The organism is Kribbella sp. CA-253562 (assembly GCF_050942265.1).
Taxonomy (GTDB): domain Bacteria; phylum Actinomycetota; class Actinomycetes; order Propionibacteriales; family Kribbellaceae; genus Kribbella.
Map to the genome: position 1 here is coordinate 1,714,999 of NZ_CP192049.1, position 17,147 is coordinate 1,732,145.

Annotated in this window: 19 protein-coding genes; 13 read left to right on the top strand and 6 right to left on the bottom strand. The window is 70.5% G+C overall.

What is annotated here, in order from left to right:
* Positions 1-126: 126 nt before the first annotated feature.
* Together ACQPXM_RS08305 and ACQPXM_RS08310 are read left to right on the top strand one after the other, a co-directional pair.
* The gene (locus tag ACQPXM_RS08305; protein ID WP_432946465.1) at positions 127-741 is read left to right on the top strand and encodes a PH domain-containing protein; all 615 of its coding nucleotides are present in this window, start codon (positions 127-129) and stop codon (positions 739-741) included.
* A gap of 64 nt (positions 742-805) precedes the next feature.
* A complete protein-coding gene (locus tag ACQPXM_RS08310; protein WP_432946467.1) occupies positions 806-1,627 on the top strand; it encodes an SAM-dependent methyltransferase in 822 nt (273 codons plus the stop codon).
* A gap of 70 nt (positions 1,628-1,697) precedes the next feature.
* On the opposite strand, the gene ACQPXM_RS08315 is transcribed toward ACQPXM_RS08310, so the two are convergent.
* Complete coding sequence (locus ACQPXM_RS08315; RefSeq protein ID WP_432946469.1) at positions 1,698-2,264, bottom strand: GtrA family protein; 567 nt, start codon at positions 2,262-2,264, stop codon at positions 1,698-1,700.
* A gap of 175 nt (positions 2,265-2,439) precedes the next feature.
* On the opposite strand from ACQPXM_RS08315, the gene ACQPXM_RS08320 reads away from it, so the two are divergent.
* The 3 genes from ACQPXM_RS08320 (at position 2,440) to ACQPXM_RS08330 (ending at position 5,421) form a co-directional block, all read left to right on the top strand.
* A complete protein-coding gene (locus tag ACQPXM_RS08320) occupies positions 2,440-3,612 on the top strand; it encodes a 5-(carboxyamino)imidazole ribonucleotide synthase (RefSeq protein ID WP_432946471.1) in 1,173 nt (390 codons plus the stop codon).
* 10 nt (positions 3,613-3,622) lie between these two features.
* On the top strand, positions 3,623-4,120 hold the full coding sequence (purE, locus tag ACQPXM_RS08325; RefSeq protein WP_432946473.1) for a 5-(carboxyamino)imidazole ribonucleotide mutase: 498 nt from the start codon (positions 3,623-3,625) through the stop codon (positions 4,118-4,120).
* An 80-nt stretch (positions 4,121-4,200) separates the two neighbouring features.
* Positions 4,201-5,421 carry an MFS transporter gene (locus tag ACQPXM_RS08330; protein ID WP_432946474.1) on the top strand — a complete coding sequence of 407 codons (1,221 nt, stop codon included), beginning with the start codon at positions 4,201-4,203 and terminating at the stop codon, positions 5,419-5,421.
* Positions 5,422-5,497: 76 nt separating this feature from the next.
* Here ACQPXM_RS08330 and ACQPXM_RS08335 read toward each other — a convergent pair whose 3' ends face one another.
* Positions 5,498-6,838: a UDP-glucose dehydrogenase family protein gene (locus ACQPXM_RS08335; protein WP_432946476.1), complete on the bottom strand. Its 1,341-nt coding sequence runs from the start codon at positions 6,836-6,838 to the stop codon at positions 5,498-5,500.
* A 134-nt stretch (positions 6,839-6,972) separates the two neighbouring features.
* On the opposite strand from ACQPXM_RS08335, the gene ACQPXM_RS08340 reads away from it, so the two are divergent.
* The 4 genes from ACQPXM_RS08340 (at position 6,973) to ACQPXM_RS08355 (ending at position 11,203) form a co-directional block, all read left to right on the top strand.
* Positions 6,973-8,136, top strand: coding sequence for an acyl-CoA dehydrogenase family protein (locus ACQPXM_RS08340; RefSeq protein WP_432946478.1), 1,164 nt, complete (start codon positions 6,973-6,975; stop codon positions 8,134-8,136).
* 36 nt (positions 8,137-8,172) lie between these two features.
* Complete coding sequence (locus tag ACQPXM_RS08345) at positions 8,173-8,745, top strand: dihydrofolate reductase family protein (RefSeq protein WP_432946480.1); 573 nt, start codon at positions 8,173-8,175, stop codon at positions 8,743-8,745.
* Complete coding sequence (locus tag ACQPXM_RS08350) at positions 8,742-9,707, top strand: RNA polymerase subunit sigma-70 (protein ID WP_432946482.1); 966 nt, start codon at positions 8,742-8,744, stop codon at positions 9,705-9,707. Before ACQPXM_RS08345 ends, ACQPXM_RS08350 begins: the two co-directional genes overlap by 4 nt.
* Before the next feature lie 86 nt (positions 9,708-9,793).
* Positions 9,794-11,203, top strand: coding sequence for a PepSY-associated TM helix domain-containing protein (locus ACQPXM_RS08355; protein WP_432946484.1), 1,410 nt, complete (start codon positions 9,794-9,796; stop codon positions 11,201-11,203).
* Here the strand turns inward: ACQPXM_RS08355 and ACQPXM_RS08360 are convergent.
* The gene (locus ACQPXM_RS08360; RefSeq protein ID WP_432946486.1) at positions 11,146-12,294 is read right to left on the bottom strand and encodes a hypothetical protein; all 1,149 of its coding nucleotides are present in this window, start codon (positions 12,292-12,294) and stop codon (positions 11,146-11,148) included. The genes ACQPXM_RS08355 and ACQPXM_RS08360 overlap by 58 nt on opposite strands.
* 118 nt (positions 12,295-12,412) lie before the next feature.
* Here ACQPXM_RS08360 and ACQPXM_RS08365 point away from each other — a divergent pair, with 118 nt between their 5' ends.
* Positions 12,413-13,000 (top strand): CGNR zinc finger domain-containing protein, encoded by a 588-nt coding sequence (locus ACQPXM_RS08365; protein WP_432946488.1) that lies wholly within the window; start codon positions 12,413-12,415, stop codon positions 12,998-13,000.
* A 63-nt stretch (positions 13,001-13,063) separates the two neighbouring features.
* Here the strand turns inward: ACQPXM_RS08365 and ACQPXM_RS08370 are convergent, their stop codons facing one another.
* Entirely contained in the window at positions 13,064-13,513 is a 450-nt protein-coding gene (locus ACQPXM_RS08370) for a GNAT family N-acetyltransferase (RefSeq protein ID WP_432946490.1), read from the bottom strand.
* A gap of 78 nt (positions 13,514-13,591) precedes the next feature.
* On the opposite strand from ACQPXM_RS08370, the gene ACQPXM_RS08375 reads away from it, so the two are divergent.
* On the top strand, positions 13,592-14,149 hold the full coding sequence (locus tag ACQPXM_RS08375) for a hypothetical protein (RefSeq protein WP_432946492.1): 558 nt from the start codon (positions 13,592-13,594) through the stop codon (positions 14,147-14,149).
* A 3-nt stretch (positions 14,150-14,152) separates the two neighbouring features.
* Here the strand turns inward: ACQPXM_RS08375 and ACQPXM_RS08380 are convergent, their stop codons facing one another.
* Positions 14,153-15,049 (bottom strand): LysR family transcriptional regulator, encoded by an 897-nt coding sequence (locus ACQPXM_RS08380; RefSeq protein ID WP_432946494.1) that lies wholly within the window; start codon positions 15,047-15,049, stop codon positions 14,153-14,155.
* A gap of 76 nt (positions 15,050-15,125) precedes the next feature.
* On the opposite strand from ACQPXM_RS08380, the gene ACQPXM_RS08385 reads away from it, so the two are divergent.
* Positions 15,126-16,019, top strand: coding sequence for a DMT family transporter (locus tag ACQPXM_RS08385; protein WP_432946496.1), 894 nt, complete (start codon positions 15,126-15,128; stop codon positions 16,017-16,019).
* 48 nt (positions 16,020-16,067) lie between these two features.
* Here the strand turns inward: ACQPXM_RS08385 and ACQPXM_RS08390 are convergent, their stop codons facing one another.
* Positions 16,068-16,925 (bottom strand): SDR family NAD(P)-dependent oxidoreductase, encoded by an 858-nt coding sequence (locus tag ACQPXM_RS08390; RefSeq protein ID WP_432946498.1) that lies wholly within the window; start codon positions 16,923-16,925, stop codon positions 16,068-16,070.
* A gap of 38 nt (positions 16,926-16,963) precedes the next feature.
* Between ACQPXM_RS08390 and ACQPXM_RS08395 the strand changes: the two genes are divergently transcribed.
* Positions 16,964-17,146, top strand: coding sequence for a hypothetical protein (locus ACQPXM_RS08395; RefSeq protein ID WP_432946500.1), 183 nt, complete (start codon positions 16,964-16,966; stop codon positions 17,144-17,146).
* Position 17,147: the final 1 nt, after the last annotated feature.

Sequence of the window (17,147 nt, forward strand, 5' to 3'; positions counted from 1 at the left end):
CCAGGTTGTGGCCCCCAGGGCGCGAACGCCCCTGGGCATCTTCGCGGAACGGTATGCAATTTGTGAAGTCTTCAACCATCGTGTCGCCCCGCGACATTTCGCCCCCGGAACTGTGAGACTGGAGCCATGGCGATCTCGGCGAAGTTGTTGGGTGAGGACGAGTACGTCGTCGTCAGCACCCGGACGCACTGGAAGGCACTGATCTTCCCGGTGTTCCTGCTGCTCGTGGCGGCGGCCGGCGGCGGGTTCCTGGCCGCGGTCGTGCCGTCGGGCAGCCTGCAGACGCCGGCCCGGATCGCGATCGGCGTGATCGGCCTGCTGATCGTGCTGGTGTTCGGGGCCAAGCCGTTCCTGAACTGGTTCTTCTCGTCGTACACGCTGACCAACCGGCGGCTGATCACCCGGCACGGCATCCTGACCCGCACCGGCCGGGACATCCCGCTGATGCGGATCAACGACGTGTCCTACGAGCACGGCCTGATCGACCGGATGCTCGGCTGCGGCACGCTGCAGATCCAGTCGGCCAGCGAGGGCGGTCACGTGGTGCTGCCCGACGTCCCGCACGTCGAGCAGATGCACCTGAAGATGTCCGACCTGCTGTTCGGCGGCCCGGACGGCAAGCCCGGCGACGGTTACCTCGACGACGAGGCACCGCCGCAGCACCAGCGGATCCGCCAGCAGCCGGCCGCGGAGCCGGACGCCGAGACCCTGTTCAGCTCCGAGGACAACGGCCGCCGCTGATCTGCCCCGGGCTGCCCCGCGAACTGGCCTGTCGCGGTGCGCCGCCGGACGACAATCTCGGCGCATGGAGCAACTCAGCGAGCCACCACCTCTCGTCGACGTGACCAGGCCGAGCGTCGCCCGGGTCTACGACCTGCTGCTCGGCGGCAAGGACCACTACGCGTCCGACCGGGCGATCTGCGGCCGCCTCCTCGAGGTCGCGCCCGACCTGCCGCTCTGGGCCCGCGAGAACCGGCGCTGGCTGCGGCGCGTGGTCGGCTGGCTGGCCCGTGAGCACCGGATCGACCAGTTCCTCGACCTCGGCGCCGGCCTGCCGACCGCGCAGAACCTCCACCAGGTCGCCCAGCGCGTCCACCCGACCGCCAAGGTCGTGTACGTCGACAACGACCCGTCGGTCGTCGCCCACGGCCGCGCCCTGCTGGTCGACAACGAGCACACCGCGTTCGTCGCAGCCGACTTCACCCGGCCGCGGCAGGTGCTGACGGACGAAGCGGTGGTGACCGGCCTGGACCTGCACCGCCCGGTCGCCCTGATCGAGGCGCTCGCGCTGCACCACGTTCCCGAGCTCGACCACGCGCGGCAGCTTCAGGCGGCGTACCTGGACATGCTGCCGTCCGGCTCGTTCGTCGCGATCAGCCACGCCTGCAATCCGCGCGACGGCAGGGCGACCGCCCGGCTGGCCGACGCCGTCGAGCAGACGCTGATCACGAGTTTCCCCGACCTGCGGTTCCGGACGCCGGACGAGATCCTGTCGCTGTTCGGTGATCTGCGGGTGCTCGCGCCCGGCCTGGTCCGGGTCCCGGACTGGAACCCGTCGGGTGAACCCGCCGCGGAGAACGACGCCGAAGGCAACTTCCTGTACTGCGCGGTCGCCCGCAAGCCCTGACCGTCGATCGCGGCAAAGGCGAAGGCCCGGAACAGGATGTCCTGTTCCGGGCCTTCGAAGTCTGTGCGGGTCAGCGCACCACGGGCAGGTCGCCGGTCGACTCGGCGTCCAGCGAGGCCGGGGAGTCCGGCGCCTTCGTCTGGTGCTCGGCCTCTTCCAGCTCGATCTCCTCGCGGAAGACCCACTTGCGGTAGGACCAGAACCGGAACAGCGTGCCCAGGCCCAGGCCGATCACGTTCGCCGAGATGTTGTCGGCCAGCGCGGTGTGCAGGTCCAGCACGTAGCGCGAGAAGCCCAGGCAGCCGGCCGCGATCAGCAGGCCGATGCCGTTCAGCACGAAGAACAGCACGTACTCGCGGTGCAGCCCGGTGCGCTCGCGGTGCCGCCAGGTCCAGTGCCGGTTCCCCAGGTACGTCGCAATGGTGGCGACCGTGACCGAGATGAACTTCGCCGTCACCGGCTTGTCGTGCAGCATGCCGTCGCCGTGCTCGCCGAAGACCACCAGCGGGTTGTCGAACACCAGCCAGTTGTAGATCGGCAGATCGACGACCATGCCGAGCAGACCGACCAGCCCGAACTTGGCCACTTCGTGCACCAGATGCTCGACCTGGCGGTACAGCGTGGTGAAGATCTTCAACGGACCAGTGGACTCTCTGTGAACGGACAACTGGTTGGGGCCCCTTCACGGTACCCGGCGTGGGGGCCGACACGAAAATCCCCCGCGTGCCGGGGTGGCCGTGGCGCGTGCCGTGCGGTAAGCGGCCCAGCGGGCGCTGTCGGGGTCCGGCTGCCCGGGCACTAGGCTCAGGACCGTGAAGTTCGAGCGTAAGGATCTCCCCGTCGGGACCCCCGTGGTGGGCATGGTCGGTGGGGGACAACTGGCCAGGATGACGCAGGAGTCGGCGGTCGCGCTGGGGATCCAGCTGCGGGTGCTGGCCGAAGGACCGGCGGTCTCCGCGGCGCAGGCAGTCGCCGACGCGCCGGTGGGCGACTACCGCGACCCGGCCACGGTGAAGGCGTTCGCGGCCGAGGCGGACGTGGTCACCTTCGACCACGAGCACGTGCCGACCGAGCTGCTCCGCGAGCTGGAGGCCGCCGGCGTCGCCGTCCGGCCCGGGCCCGACGCACTCGTGCACGCGCAGGACAAGGCGGTGATGCGGCAGCGGCTGGACACCATCGACGCGCCCTCGCCGGCTCACCAGGTCGTCGCGACGCCCGACGAGGTCGCCGACTTCGCCAAGCGCGTCGGCGGCTTCCCGGTCGTTCTCAAGACGACCCGCGGCGGGTACGACGGCAAGGGCGTCTGGGTCGTCGACGGCCCGGACGATGCGGCGGTCGCGCAGGCGTTCGGCTCCGGCGTACCGATCCTGGCGGAGGAGAAGGTCGACTTCGTCCGCGAGCTGTCCGCGATCGTGGCCCGCAGCCCGCACGGCCAGGCGGTCGCCTACCCGGTGGTCGAGTCGGTCCAGAAGGACGGGATCTGCGTCGAGGTCACCGCGCCGGCGCCCGGCCTCGACGCCGACCGGGCCGCGCAGGCGCAGCAGACCGCGCTGCGGATCGCTGGTGAGCTGGGCGTGGTGGGAATCCTCGCGGTGGAGATGTTCGAGGCCCGCGACGGCCGCCTGCTGGTGAACGAACTCGCGATGCGCCCGCACAACACCGGGCACTGGTCGATCGAGGGTGCCGTCACCAGCCAGTTCGAGAACCACCTGCGCGCCGTACTGGACCTGCCGCTGGGATCGCCGGCCGCGCGGGCGCCGTACACGGTGATGGTGAACGTGCTCGGCGGCGACGTCGAGGACATGCATCTCGGGCTGCTGCACTGCATGGCGCGTGACCCCGGCCTGAAGGTGCACTTCTACGGCAAGTCCGTGAAGCCGGGCCGCAAGGTCGGCCACGTGACGGCGTACGGCGACGACCTGGACGAGGTCCGCGAACGCGCCCGGCACGCCGCGGCGTACCTGACCGGCACGATCGACGAGTGAGGAACCGGCCATGACCGTGGGCATCGTGATGGGGTCGGACTCCGACTGGCCGGTGATGAAGGCCGCCGCCGAGGTGTGCGCCGAGTTCGGCGTGCCGTTCGAGGCGGACGTGATCTCCGCGCACCGGATGCCGGTGGAGATGATCGACTACGGCCGCGAGGCGCACGGGCGCGGGCTCAAGGTGCTGATCGCCGGAGCCGGTGGCGCCGCGCACCTGCCCGGCATGCTGGCCGCCGTGACGCCGTTGCCGGTGATCGGCGTACCGGTGCCGCTGAAGTACCTGGACGGGATGGACTCCCTGCTGTCGATCGTGCAGATGCCGGCCGGCGTACCGGTCGCCACGGTGTCGATCGGCAACGCGCGCAACGCGGGCCTGCTCGCGGTCCGGATCCTGGCCGCGCACGATCCGGAGCTGCTGGCGAAGATGACCGAGTTCCAGGAGTCGCTGGCCGAACTGGCCAGGGCCAAGGGCGCGACGGTGCGTGACGGCGCGGAAGAACTGCGTTAGATCAACGCCGGGCCGGTTTTCCACATCTCCGGGGCGGGTAGCCGTGAGATCCCAACCATTGTCGTCTAAGGTCGTCGATCGTGACTCCGCCCGCAGAATCGGACACTCAGCGCATCCCGGTCCGTTACTGGATCTGGCTGCTCGGCGCTGCCGTGTCCTTGCTCGGCGACCTCACGATGATGTTCGCGATCGGCTGGTCCGCCAGCCAGTACGGCGGTCAGGTCGCGGGCCTCGTCCTGCTGGTGGCTGCCGCCCCGCGCGCGGCGCTGCTGCTGATCGGCGGCGCCGTCGGTGACCGCTTCGGCGCCCCGCGGGTACTGCTCGCCAGCTGTACGGCGATGTTCGTGGTCACCGCTTCGCTGGTCCCGGCCACGATCGCCGTCGACGAGCCGGTCTGGCTCCTGCTCGCCACGGCCCTCGTGGTCGGCGTGATCGACGCGTTCTTCCTGCCGTCGTCCCGCTCGATGCCCCGGCTGCTCGTGCCTCCGGCGCAGATCCCGCGCGCGATGGCCAGTTTCCAGGTCACCGGCATGGTGTTCGCGGTGATCGGCACGCTGGTCGGCGGTGTGCTGGTCGGCTGGGCGGGGCTGACGGCCGCGGCCGGCTTCGACGCGCTCACGTTCGCGGTGATGATCGTCGTCCTGGCGGTGATCGGGAAGTCGATCGAGCTCCCGCCGAAGGCGACGCTGGGCATGTTCCGCTCGATCGCGGAAGGAGTGAAGGTCGCGTTCGGCCGGCCGTTGACCCGGACGCTGCTGATCACGATGACGCTGGCGGCCGGCTTGCTGATGCCGATGGACGTGCTGGTGCTGCCGCTGCTCGCCCGCGACCACCAGTGGTCGGCCGGGACGGCGGGGCTGCTGATCGCGGCCCGGAGCATCGGGGTCGGCGCGATCGCGCTGCGGATCCTGATGCGGGGAGCGTTCAACCGGCCGGGCATGGTCGCCGCGATCGGGCTGCTGCTGGCGGCGCTGGGACTGCTCGGGCTGTCGCAGTTCGACCCGCTCCCGCTGACGCTGGCCGCGGCTGTGGTCAGTGGGGCCGGGGTCGGGCTGTTCACCGGACACGTACTGCCGCTGCTGATGAACTCGGTCGAGCGGGAGTTCCAGTCCCGGCTCCAGTCGGTCGTGGTGCTGTGCCAGAATCTGGCGCTGGTCGTGATGAACCCGCTGCTCGGCACTCTCGCCGATCTGGACGCCGTCGGCATCACTGGCGTCTGCCTCGTCATCAGTGCCGCGTCGGCCGTGATCGGTCTCGTCGCGCTCACTCGGCCGGTCATGCGCAACGCCACCGTCACCTGACCGTCAGCTGACACTTTGCCCCGCACAGCACGAGTCCGCGTGCCCGGGACGGGGTCGCGGACTCGGCTGTGTGTTGCTACGGCTTGCCGGGTGCCCGGTAGGTCCAGCCCGCGGCGCGCCACCGGGCCGCGTCGAGCAGCAGGCGCGCGTCCAGCATCACCGGGTTCGCCACGACGTCCTTCAGCGCGACCGGGTCGAGCGCGCGGAACTCGGGCCACTCGGTCAGGTGCAGTACCAGGTGGGCGCCGTCGCAGGCCTCGGCCGCGGAGTCGGCGTACCGCAGGGTCGGGCGGACGCGGCGGGCGTTCTCCATCGCCTCGGGATCGTAGACGGTGACGGTCGCGCCGTGCAGCTGGATCCGGCCGGCGATGTCGAGCGCGGGCGAGTCCCGGACGTCGTCGGTGCCGGCCTTGAACGCCGCGCCGAGCACGGTGACGTTGCGGCCGACCCACTCGGCGCCGAGCAGTTCGTGGGTGACGTCGACGATGCGCGCGCGCCGGCGGTAGTTGATGTCGTCCACCTCGCGCAGCAGCGTGATCACCTCTTCGACCCCGAGCTCACCGGCGCGGGCCATGAAGGAGCGCAGGTCCTTGGGCAGGCAGCCACCGCCGTACCCGGGGCCCGCGTTCAGCATGCCGCGGCCGATCCGCTTGTCGAAGCCGAGCGCGTCGGCCAGCTGGGTGACGTCGGCACCAGTGGCGTCGGCCATCTCCGACAGCGCGTTGATGAAGGAGATCTTCGTGGCCAGGAACGCGTTCGCGCCGCCCTTGACCAACTCGGCGGTCGGCAGGTTGCAGACCACCACCGGGCTGCCCTCGGCGATCGGTGTCGCGAACACCTGACGCAGCTTGGCCTCCGCCTCGGCGGACTGGACGCCGAAGACCAGGCGATCCGGGTGCAGGGTGTCCTCGACGCCGTGCGCCTCGCGCAGGAACTCCGGCTGCCAGGCGATCTCCACGCCGGTGCCGGCCGGGGACTCGCTGTGGAAGCGCTGCTCGACCAGCTTCGACGTACCGACCGGGACGGTAGAGCGGCCGACCACCAGGCAGGGCCTGGTGAGCAGCGGGGCCAGCATGTCGACGACCGAGTGGACCTGGGCCAGGTCGGCGGCGTCGCTGCCCTCCTGCTGCGGGGTGCCGACGCAGACGAAGTGCACGTCGGCCCAGTCGGCGATCTCGCGGTAGTCCTTGGTGAACCGCAGCCGTCCGGAGTCGACGTGCTTTTTCAGCAACGGGTCCAGTCCCGGCTCGTACAGCGGGGCCTTGCCGTCGTTGAGCAGCTTCAGCCGGTGCTCGTCGATCTCGACGCCGATCACGTCGAATCCGAACTCGGCCATTCCCGCGGCGGTGTTGGCGCCGAGGTAGTTGGTGCCGATCACCGCGATCCGCAGCGGGCCGGTGGGCGTGCCTTCAGTCATGCGGGCGACTCTACCGATCCGGCGTCCGGGCCGGTGAACGGCTCAGGTCCAGGTGGTGCTCGGCTGTGCGCCGTTGGTCACTTTCCGGTGTCGCGAGGTCCCGGTCGCGGGCGATCCGTCGTACATTCGAACTCGTGAGTAACTCATTCGACCTGTACGCGCTGTCCGAGGAGCACGAGGCGATCCGGGCCGCGGTCCGCGACGTCTGCGACGCCAAGGTGGCCCCGCACGCCGGGGACGTCGACGAGCTCGCCGAGTTCCCGAAGGCGTCGTACGACGCGCTGAAGGCCTCCGATTTCCACGCCCCGCACATCCCGGAGGCCTACGGCGGCGCCGGCGCCGACGCGCTGGCCACGGTGATCGTGATCGAGGAGGTGGCCCGCGCCTGCGCGTCCACCTCGCTGATCCCCGCGGTGAACAAGCTCGGCTCGCTGCCACTGCTGCTGTCGGCGTCCGAGCAGGTCAAGCAGCGGTACCTGCCGCCGGTCGCGGCCGGGGACGCGATGTTCTCCTACTGCCTGTCCGAGCCCGAAGCCGGCTCCGACGCGGTATCGATGAAGACCCGCGCGGTCGCCGATGGTGACGACTTCGTGCTGAACGGCGTGAAGCGCTGGATCACCAACGCCGGCGTCAGCGACTACTACACGGTCTTCGCGGTGACCGACCCCGACGCCCGCTCCAAGGGCATCTCGGCGTTCGTGGTCGAGAAGTCCGACGAGGGCGTGTCGTTCGGCGCGCCGGAGAAGAAGCTCGGCATCAAGGGCTCGCCGACCCGCGAGGTCTACTTCGACAACGTCCGGATCCCGGCGGCGCGGATGATCGGCGACCCCGGCACCGGCTTCGCCACCGCGATGGCGACGCTCGACCACACCCGGGTGACGATCGCCGCCCAGGCCGTCGGCATCGCCCAGGGCGCGCTGGACTACGCGCTCGGCTACGTCAAGGAACGCAAGCAGTTCGGCAAGCCGATCGCCGAGTTCCAGGGCCTGCAGTTCATGCTCGCCGACATGGGCATGAAGCTCGAGGCCGCCCGCCAGCTCACGTACGCCGCAGCCGCCCGCTCCGAGCGCAACGCCGCCGACCTCACCTACTTCGGCGCCGCCGCCAAGTGCTTCGCCTCCGACGTCGCGATGGCCGTCACCACCGACGCCGTCCAACTCCTCGGCGGCTACGGCTACACCCACGACTACCCGGTCGAGCGCATGATGCGCGACGCCAAGATCACCCAGATCTACGAGGGCACCAACCAGGTCCAGCGCATCGTGATGGCCCGGCAGCTGCTGAAGGGTCTCGGCTGACCGATTCCTTTGCGGTCCGGGCGGGGTCTACAGGACATGACCCACACCAACAGTCGCCGACTGACCCAGTCCGTGCTCGTCTCGCTGAACGGGGTGATCAGCTCGCCGGCGGCCTGGGCCGGGCCGTACTTCGGGGCGGGCAGCGCCGCGCGGTCGCTGGCCGCGCTGCAGCGCAGTGACGCGCTGCTGATGGGGCGTACGACGTACGAGATCTTCTCGCGGCAGTGGCCGGCGGCGAGCGGTCCGTACGCCGATCACCTCAACCGGATGCCGAAGTATGTGTTCTCGTCGACGCTGCGCCGGGCGGACTGGCGCAACACCACCGTCGTGCCCGGCGACGTCCTCGAAGAGGTGCACGCGCTCAAGGAGGCCGACGGCAACGATCTCGTGGTCTACGGGCACGGTCGCTTCGGGCAGACCCTGGTGGACGCGGGGCTCGTCGACGAGCTGTCGCTGACGATCGTGCCGGTTTTCGTGCCTGCCGGTACGCCGCTGTTCCGCGACGGCGGGCAGAATCGCCGTTGGGAGCTCGTCCAGGCCGGACCGGGGCACGATCCGGGGCTGGTCGATCTCACCTACCGGCCCGCGGCGCAGGAGGGTAGCGGATGAAAACGATCGCCGGCGACGCACCCGACCAGTTCCTCGCGGATGCCGAGTCGCACCGGGGCGAGCTGCTGGCCCACTGCTACAAGCTGCTCGGTTCACTGCACGAGGCCGAAGACGTCGTCCAGGAGACGTACGTGCGGGCGTGGCGGGGCCAGGAGTCGTTCGAGGGCCGGTCGTCGGTGCGCACCTGGCTGTACCGCATCGCGACCAACCAGTGCCTGACCGCGCTGGGCTCGCGGCAACGCCGAGCACTGCCGTCGGGCTTGTTCGCGCCGAGCCAGGATTCCGGCGTACCGATGACTCCGTACGCCGGGAAGGCGCTGTGGCTGGACCCGTTCCCCGACGTCGCCGCAGGTGGAGATCCGGCCGAGGTCGTCGCGGCGCGGGCCGGCGTACGCCTCGCGCTGGTGGCCAGCCTGCAGCATCTGCCGCCACGGCAACGCGCGGTTTTCATCCTGCGGGAGGCTCTGCGCTACCCGGCCGCCGAGGTCGCCGAGATGCTCGAGATGTCGGTGGCGGCGGTCAAGAGCGCCCTGCAGCGGGCCCGCGCGCGGCTGGACGAGATCGCGCCGACCACGGACGAGGTCGTCGAGCCGGACTCGCCGCAGGCGCGGGCGATCCTGGACCGCTACATGGCCGCGATCGAACAGGCCGACGTCGAGGCGATGAGCGACCTGCTCCGCGCGGACGCGCGGCTCGAGCTCGTACCGTCGGACGTCTGGTTCGAGGGCAAGGTGACCTGTGTCGGTCACCTGCGGGACAGCGTGATGACCGAGCCCGGCCTCTACCGGATGGTGCCGACCGTCGCGAACGGCCAGCCGGCCGCGCTCGCGTACTACCGCGAGTCGACCGGCGACGAGTTCAGGCCGTTCGCCGTCGCGGTGCTGACCATCGACCGCAGCACGATCAGCGCGCTGACGATCTTCGCCGCCCCGGACCTGGTGGAGCGGTTCGCGGCGGGGTGACGCTGAGATCCTCGGCCGGTACGCCGGCGACACGCGCGGGTTCGCGCCGTCAGGAACTGTGGCGGTGAGTGGAACGTTTGGCGGGCGTGACATCTGTCGAGCAGGCCCGGACAGGCGAGGCGCGGAGTGCGCAGCCGCGGAGCCGTGGTGCGGGTTTGTTCCGGGCGTTCTGGCGCTGGCACTTCTACGCGAGTTTCCTGGTCATCCCGGTTGTGGTGCTGTTGGCAACGACCGGGTTGATCTACCTGTTCCGGTTCCAGCTCGAGCCGTTGCTGCACGCCGACGTGATGAAGGTGGAACAGCCGGCGGGGCTGCGCGCGCAGCCGTACTCGGCGCAGCTCGACGAGGTGCGGAAGTACTTGCCGGACGCCACGGTCGTCTCGATGACCGAACCGTCCGGCCCGGACCGCTCGACGGTGTTCTCGGTCGACACGGCGGCCGGGCCGCGGGACGTGTTCGTGGACCCGTACGAGGGCACGGTGCTCGGCTCGCTGAATCCTGACACCACCTTGTCCGGTGGCGCGATCCTGTTGCACGGCGAGCTGATGATGGGCCGCGTGGGCGACTTCGTGATCGAGGTCGCGGCGTGCTGGGCGATCGTGATGGCGCTGACGGGCTATTACCTGTTCTTCCGAGGGCGGGTCGCGAGGGCGCGGCGCCGGGCGGCCGGTGCCGCGGGTGCGGTGCTGCGGTCGCGGCACGGTCGTACCGGCGCGGTGCTCGGGGTCGGACTGCTCTTCCTGATCGTGTCCGGCCTGCCCTGGACGGGTTTCTGGGGCGAGAAGGCCCAGCAGATCGCGAGCAGTCAGGGCAGTTCGCTGTGGAGTGAGGACCATGGCGCGCTGTCGGATCCGACGTCGACGCTGGACGAATCCCTGCCGCACAGCCACAACGTTCCGTGGGGACTGGGCGAGAACGAGGTGCCCAGCTCCGATCCGTCCGAGAAGGGCCGCTCGACGGCCGACGTCGACACCGCGATCGCGGTCGGGCAACGGCACGGGCTGCGGCACCCGATGACGATCGCCTTGCCCGCTGACGATGCGGGCGTCTACTCCGCGATCGGGTACGCCTTCCAGGACCCCGGCCAGGAGCGCACCGTTCACGTCGACCAGTACGGCGGCCGGGTGGTGTCCACCTATGGTTACAGCGACTATCCCGCGCCGGCGAAGGTCGTTGCCCAGGGCATCGCGCTGCACGAAGGGCGTCGACTCGGGCTGGTCAACTTCTGGGCGACCGCGTTGTTCTGTGCCGGGGTGGTCTTCATGAGCGTGACCGGGCCGTTGATGTGGTGGCGCCGGCGGCCCACCGGTCCCGCGGTCGGTGCGCCGCGGGGTCGGCTCCCGCTGCGCGCCACTCCTGCGTTGGCTGTGCTGGTTGCCGCGCTCGCGGTGTTCCTGCCGCTCTTCGGGATCACGCTGGCGGCCGTGCTGCTGCTCGATCAGTTCGTCGTACGCCGGGTGCCGGCGCTGCGCGCTTGGTTCAACGTCGCGCCCTGATCCGCGGCCTTGGTTCGCCCAGACAGGGCAACGATCGCGGCGGCAAGCAGTGCGCCGGCGGCCACAGCCACGACTGTGCGCCCGCCGGCGGGCGTGAGCAGCCCGGACCAGATTCCGGCCAGTGCGGACCCGGTGATCTTCACGCTGCTGGCGAGCACCAGCAATTGCGCGTGACCGTTCGCCGGTGCATACGAACGGCAGACGGCCAGCACCGTCGGCAGCAGTGTCCCGTTCGCGAGACCGAGTAAGCAGAACCCCGCAAGAGCCACGCCGTACGCCGGTGCAGCCGCCGCGGCGCCGACCGCGAAACCCATGACGGCGAGGCTGCCGGCGGCCACTCGCAGTGGTGAGCCACCGAACGGCCTGCGGGCGTTGACGAGTGAACCGATCAGGCTGGTGAAGCCGTACGCGGTGATGAGCAGTCCGCCACTGCCTGGGGCATGACCGAGATCGGTGCTGAGCAGTGGTGCCGCCACCGGCAGTGCGCCGAGGCCGAGACCGGTGAGACCGATCGCGAGAAGCATGGTGCGCAGCGGTTTGACGCGCACGGCGTGCGCCAAGCACTCACGGATCCCGGCGGCGCGCTCGGGCGAATCGGTTGCTGGCGGCAACGTGAGGACAAGCCCCGCCGCGACGAGCGCGCCCAACGCCATCAGCAGCACCGCGGCGACCGGACCGACCAGCAAGTTCGTGACCGCGGCCAGTCCAGGTCCGGCCGTCGTCGCGAGTCCCCAGGTCGCGCTGTCGAGCGATCTCGACCGCGGGGTTTCGCCGCGGGGCAGCCTGCTGGTGAGTCCACCGGCCAGCATCGGTCCCGCGCAGCCGGCGAGCAGGACGAGCAGCACTGTGAGCACGGTGGGTGCGTCATCCATCACCACCGCGGCCGCGGCGACTGCGGCGCCGTACAGGACGAATGATCCGGCGAGGACGTAGCGCGAGTCGGTCCAGGACAGGCTTCGGCTGAGCCACGGTCCGAGCAGATGCGGCGCGACCAGGGCGGCCACCAGGGCCCCGGCGAGGGCCGGGCGGACAGCCAGCGCCAGCAGAGCAAGGCCGACCGAGGCGCCGTCGTTGACCGCCCGGATCACCACCGCGGCACCGAGGTAACGGCCGAGTCCTGATGCAGTCGTTTCTGGTTTTGCTCGCATCATGTCGGCCCCGTACCCGCTATGATGCGAGCAAAACCGTTGTCGATGGAATCAGGGAATCGTGGACTTCGTTGCCGGCGCCCAGTGCCTCGACTTCGTCAACACCGTCGAGCCGCGGTACGAGCCGGCTCCGGTGAGTGACTACGTGCCCGACTACCGGGCGCTGATCGGCTGGTCGGTCAAGGCCGGGCTGGTGTCCACCACCGGCGCCCGCACACTCCGGCGGCAGGCGGACTCCCGCGCGGCGAAGGCCGCCCACGGTCGGGCGATCGCACTGCGCGAGGCGACGTACCGGGTGTTCCACGCGATCGCGACCGGCGGCGTACCGGCGGAGGACGACCTGCGCTCGATCCGCGACGCGTACGCCGACGCCGTCGCGCACGCGGTCCCGCGCTGGGAGGACGAGCTCCGGTGGACCTGGCCGGCCGACGACCTCGACAGGATCCGATATCTGCTCGCGGAGGACGCCGTCCGCCTGTTGACCTCGCCGCAGGTCGACCGGGTCAAAGTCTGCCGTCCGACCTGCGGCTGGCTGTTCGTCGACCTGACCCGCAACGGCTCCCGCCGCTGGTGCGCAACCGAAACCTGCGGCGTTCGGGAAAAGATCCGGCGGCAGTCCTTGCGCCGGGCGGCGCGTCGTACGGGCTGATGGTTCAGACCGACGAGCTGGTGACCTGGACGTGCGTCAGGTGGTGATGCGCGGCCGCCGCGATCACGAACCCGGGTCGAGCTTCTTGAACATGTGCACGTCCTCGGCGCCGCCCGGGATGCCGCGGGTGCGGCCGGTTTCGGTGTAGCCGTGGCGTTGGTAGAAGTCGGGGGCCTGGAAGGTGAACGACGAGACGCAGGCGCGGTCGCAGCCGCGGCGGCGGGCTTCTTCTTCGGCGGCGGCGAGCAGCTTCGAGCCCCAGCCTTCGCTGCGGCGGTCCTCGCGGATCCACAGCATCTCGATGCCGAGCAGGCCGGCCCAGGTCCACGCGGTCAGCCCGCCGACGATTTCGCCGGCGTCGTCGACCACCTTGACGGACAGCTCGCCCTGGTCGGCGGCGGTGGTCCCGGTGGCGGCGAAGTTGACCTCGTCCAGGCCGGCGGAGAGCCGCTCGCTGAGTTCCTTGTCGCCGTCGCCGATGCTGAGCGTCGTACCGGTGGGATGATCGTTCATGCGGTTGATTCTGATGGCAGAAGCTGCAAACGCACCGAGCGGGTGGGTGTGTGAGGGTTGTCTCGGTGACGATGCAGCATGCGCATCTCTTCGCAGGACGTACCGAGCTGGGTGGCCGGGACCGTCGCCGGCGTCATGTACGGCGTGTTGTTCGCGCTGGGGACCCACTACCTGGGCGACGTCGGCTGGACCGCGGCGTTGATCATGGGCGGGATCGGGGCGCCGTTCTTCGGGGTCGCGATGGGCTTCGTGAGCCGGCAGCTGAAGCAGACGATCGCGCCGACCGCGGGCGGCGACGAGCTCACTCGGAAGCAGCGGGGGATCGCCCTCCGGGCGGCTCAGCGCGGACCGATCCCGGCGGATCCGGCGGTCCGGGCGGCCGCCGCGGAGTACGCCCGGCGCCACCTGGACCAGGCAGACAAGCGGTGGACCCGGATCCTGATCGCCTTCGGCGCGTTCTTCCTGCTGGTGGGCTTCGTCGTGGGTCTGGTCGATGACGATCGCCCGTGGTGGCGGGCGCTTCCGGCCCTGTGTGGGGTCGTGCTGTTCGCCTACCTGCTGATTCAGCCCCGCCACCTTCGCCGCCGCATCGCGGCACTCACCGCCGATCAGCCGGACGACGAGTCGACCAGCTGAGGGTCACGGCGCCGCGTGGTGCAAGGCAGCGGCGACCGCCTCCACGGCCGGGGTTCTGGTCGTGCGGGTGAGCAGGAAGACCTCGCGGTGAAGGGTGCCTTCGGCAATGGTGCGGACAGCGACGCCCGGGACGCCGTAGCCGAGGACGAGGTCGGGCAGGAGGGCGCAGGCGCCGGCGGTGCGGACCATCTCGACGAGGATGAGGAAGTCGTCGGAGGCGTAGCGCAGGTCCGGTTCGAAGTGGCCCAGGTCGCGGCAGGCGCGGATCTGCATGGCGCGATGGCCGGTGCCGGGCTGGCAGGCGGCCCAGCGGGCATCGGCGAGGTCGGCCATCTGGACCTGCGCCTTGTGGGCCAGCGGATGGTTCTCGGGGAGGACGAGGCGGACCTGCTCCTGGACCAGCGGCTCGCGGGCGAGATCGGTGTGCACCGGTCGCGGCTGGCCGGAGTACTCGTCGCCGACGACCGCGTCGAGCTGGCGCAGGCGCAGGGCCGGGATCGACTCCTCGACCTCGGCTTCGGTCACCTCGACGCGGATGCCGGGATGGCTCTGCGCGAGCGCGGCCACGGCCGGTGCGGCGATGCGCAGGAAGGCCGACTGGAACGCCGACACCCGTACGACGCCCGCCGGGTGACCCGCGGCGATCGCGGCCACCTCCGCCTCGGCGGCTTCCAGACCGTCGAGCAGCACGGCCGCGTGGCGGACGAGCGCGTGTCCCGCGTCGGTGAGGCGCACGTTGCGGCCGGTTCGCTCGAGCAGCTTCGCGCCCGCCTCGCGTTCGAGGACGGCGAGCTGCTGGGAGATCGCGCTGGGCGTGTACCCGAGCGCTCGCGCGGCGCCGTGCATCGTTCCGCGGGCGTGCAGCTCGCGGAGCAGACGGAGGCGGCGCAGATCCAGCATCGTTCACCAACGCTACTCGATCTCGTACAGAAAGAGGAGATAGACGTGAACAGTTGAGCGTTGCGACCATTGTCGTATGGGACCGCTCCTCTGCCTGCTGTCCGCCGTCTGCTTCGGCGCCATGGCGATCTTCGGCAAGCTCGCGTACGACGCCGGCGTCGGCGTCGGCGACCTGTTGCTGATCCGCTTCGCGATCGCCGCCGTCCTGCTGCTCGTCGTCGCCGGTACGACCGGCGCGCTGCGCGGCGTACGGCGGCCGGCGCTCGTGGCCGGTCTGGCCATGGGCGGCATCGGCTACGCGACGCAGTCCGGCCTCTTCTTCGGTGCGCTCGAGCGCGTGGACGCCTCGCTGCTCGCGCTGATCCTGTACGTCTACCCGGCTCTGGTGATGATCGGCGCGATCGCCCTGCGCCGGGAACGCGCCTCGGCCCGCCGGATCGCCGCGCTCGTGATCGCCTCGGTCGGCACCGCGCTGGTGCTCGGCGGCGCTGCCTCCGGCACTCTCGACCCACTCGGCGCCGCGATGGGCTTCGGCGCGGCGATCGCCTACACCGTGTACATCCTGGCTGGCGACCGCGTCGGCGCGGGTATGCCGCCCGTCGCGCTGTCGTCGCTGGTCTGCACGGGCGCGGCCTGCACCTTCGCGGTCGTTTCCGGCGTACGGGGTGGTCCTGGGCTGGACTTCGCTCCCAGCGGGTGGCTCTGGCTGACCGCGATCGCGGTGGTCAGCACCGTCGCCGCGATCCTCACGTTCTTCGCCGGCCTGGCCCGGGTCGGACCGTCGGCCGCGTCGATCCTCTCGACCCTGGAACCCGTCGTCACCGTCGTGCTGGCGGCGACGATCTTCGGCGAGTCGCTGGGCGCGATCCAGCTCCTCGGCGGAGCCGTCGTGCTGAGCGCGGTGCTGGTGATCCAGTGGCCCGCCGGGCGCTCGCGGTACGCCGTACCGGAGGCGGTCGAGGCCGGCTGATTACCGGGTCGATGGCCGCCGACTCGGACCGCACCGGACACTGAGATCTCAGCCCTGCGGGATGTCCGTGGTCTGCGCGAGCGTTCGGCCCGCGGTGAAGTCGGCGCGCAGTGCTTCGAGGCGGGCGTCGGCGAGGCCGAGAGAGTCCGATCCGAGCAACTGGTGCAACGGCGCGCCGCCCTGGGTGGCGACGGTGATGATCGCGGCGGCTGCCTTGGCGGGGTCACCGAGCTGGGTGCCTGGCATCGCCTGGTGGGTCGATGTCATCCCCCGGATCGAGGGGTAGGCGTCGACGGTCGTCGCGGGCAAGCCGAGCGACTGCGACCTGAGGAAGTCGGTCCGCATGTAGCCGGGTTCGACGAGCGTGACATCGATGCCGAGGGCACCGACCTCGGCGGCGAGCGATTCGGTCAGGCCCTCGAGCGCGTACTTGGCCGAGCAGTACAAACCCCAACCAGGGAAGGAAGTCAGGCCGAGAATCGACGAGACGTTGATGACGTGGCCGCTGCGGTTCTCACGGAAGCCCGGCAGGACCGCGCGCAATACGTTCCATGTGCCGAAGATCTGAACGTCGAACATCTGCCGCGCTTCGGCGTCGCTGACTTCCTCGACGGCGGCGAGGAATCCGTAGCCGGCGTTGTTGACCACGACGTCCAGCTCGCCGAAGCGCTGCTTGGCGGTGGCGACCGCCGTACGGACGGCTTGCTCGTCGGCGAGGTCGACTTCGAGGGCGAGCAGCCGGGCCGGGTCGGCGCCGTCGAGTGCGGCGGTGAGGCGTTCGGCCGAGCGGGTGGTGGCGACGACGTTGTCGCCGCGGCGCAGCAGTTGGGTGACGAGCTCGAGTCCCAGTCCTCGCGAGGTTCCGGTGACGAACCAGGTGGCGGGGCGCGTGGTGGGGTAGGGCATCTGAGGTTCCTTCCGGATCGGCCGGCCGGTGGTGGCCGGTGCCTCCAGCTTTCCGCCGCGATCGGCTCCGGAACGGCGTACAACCGGCCCCCTTCGTCCTGGGACGCCGCAACCTGGGACGCCGCAACCTGGGACTCGGCGACCTGGGACGTCGCAACGTGGGACGTCGCAACCTGGGACTCGGCGACCCAGGCTGGACGGCGATCGGCCTGCGATCATGAA

Bases quoted from the DNA above. Each gene is read 5' to 3' on its own strand.
- ACQPXM_RS08310 (WP_432946467.1), top strand. From the start codon at position 806: ATGGAGCAACTCAGCGAGCCACCACCTCTCGTCGACGTGACCAGGCCG.
- ACQPXM_RS08345 (WP_432946480.1), top strand. From the start codon at position 8,173: ATGACCCACACCAACAGTCGCCGACTGACCCAGTCCGTGCTCGTCTCG.
- purE (WP_432946473.1), top strand. From the start codon at position 3,623: ATGACCGTGGGCATCGTGATGGGGTCGGACTCCGACTGGCCGGTGATG.
- ACQPXM_RS08370 (WP_432946490.1), bottom strand. From the start codon at position 13,513: ATGAACGATCATCCCACCGGTACGACGCTCAGCATCGGCGACGGCGAC.
- ACQPXM_RS08375 (WP_432946492.1), top strand. From the start codon at position 13,592: ATGCGCATCTCTTCGCAGGACGTACCGAGCTGGGTGGCCGGGACCGTC.
- ACQPXM_RS08385 (WP_432946496.1), top strand. From the start codon at position 15,126: ATGGGACCGCTCCTCTGCCTGCTGTCCGCCGTCTGCTTCGGCGCCATG.
- ACQPXM_RS08305 (WP_432946465.1), top strand. From the start codon at position 127: ATGGCGATCTCGGCGAAGTTGTTGGGTGAGGACGAGTACGTCGTCGTC.
- ACQPXM_RS08390 (WP_432946498.1), bottom strand. From the start codon at position 16,925: ATGCCCTACCCCACCACGCGCCCCGCCACCTGGTTCGTCACCGGAACC.
- ACQPXM_RS08380 (WP_432946494.1), bottom strand. From the start codon at position 15,049: ATGCTGGATCTGCGCCGCCTCCGTCTGCTCCGCGAGCTGCACGCCCGC.
- ACQPXM_RS08335 (WP_432946476.1), bottom strand. From the start codon at position 6,838: ATGACTGAAGGCACGCCCACCGGCCCGCTGCGGATCGCGGTGATCGGC.
- ACQPXM_RS08350 (WP_432946482.1), top strand. From the start codon at position 8,742: ATGAAAACGATCGCCGGCGACGCACCCGACCAGTTCCTCGCGGATGCC.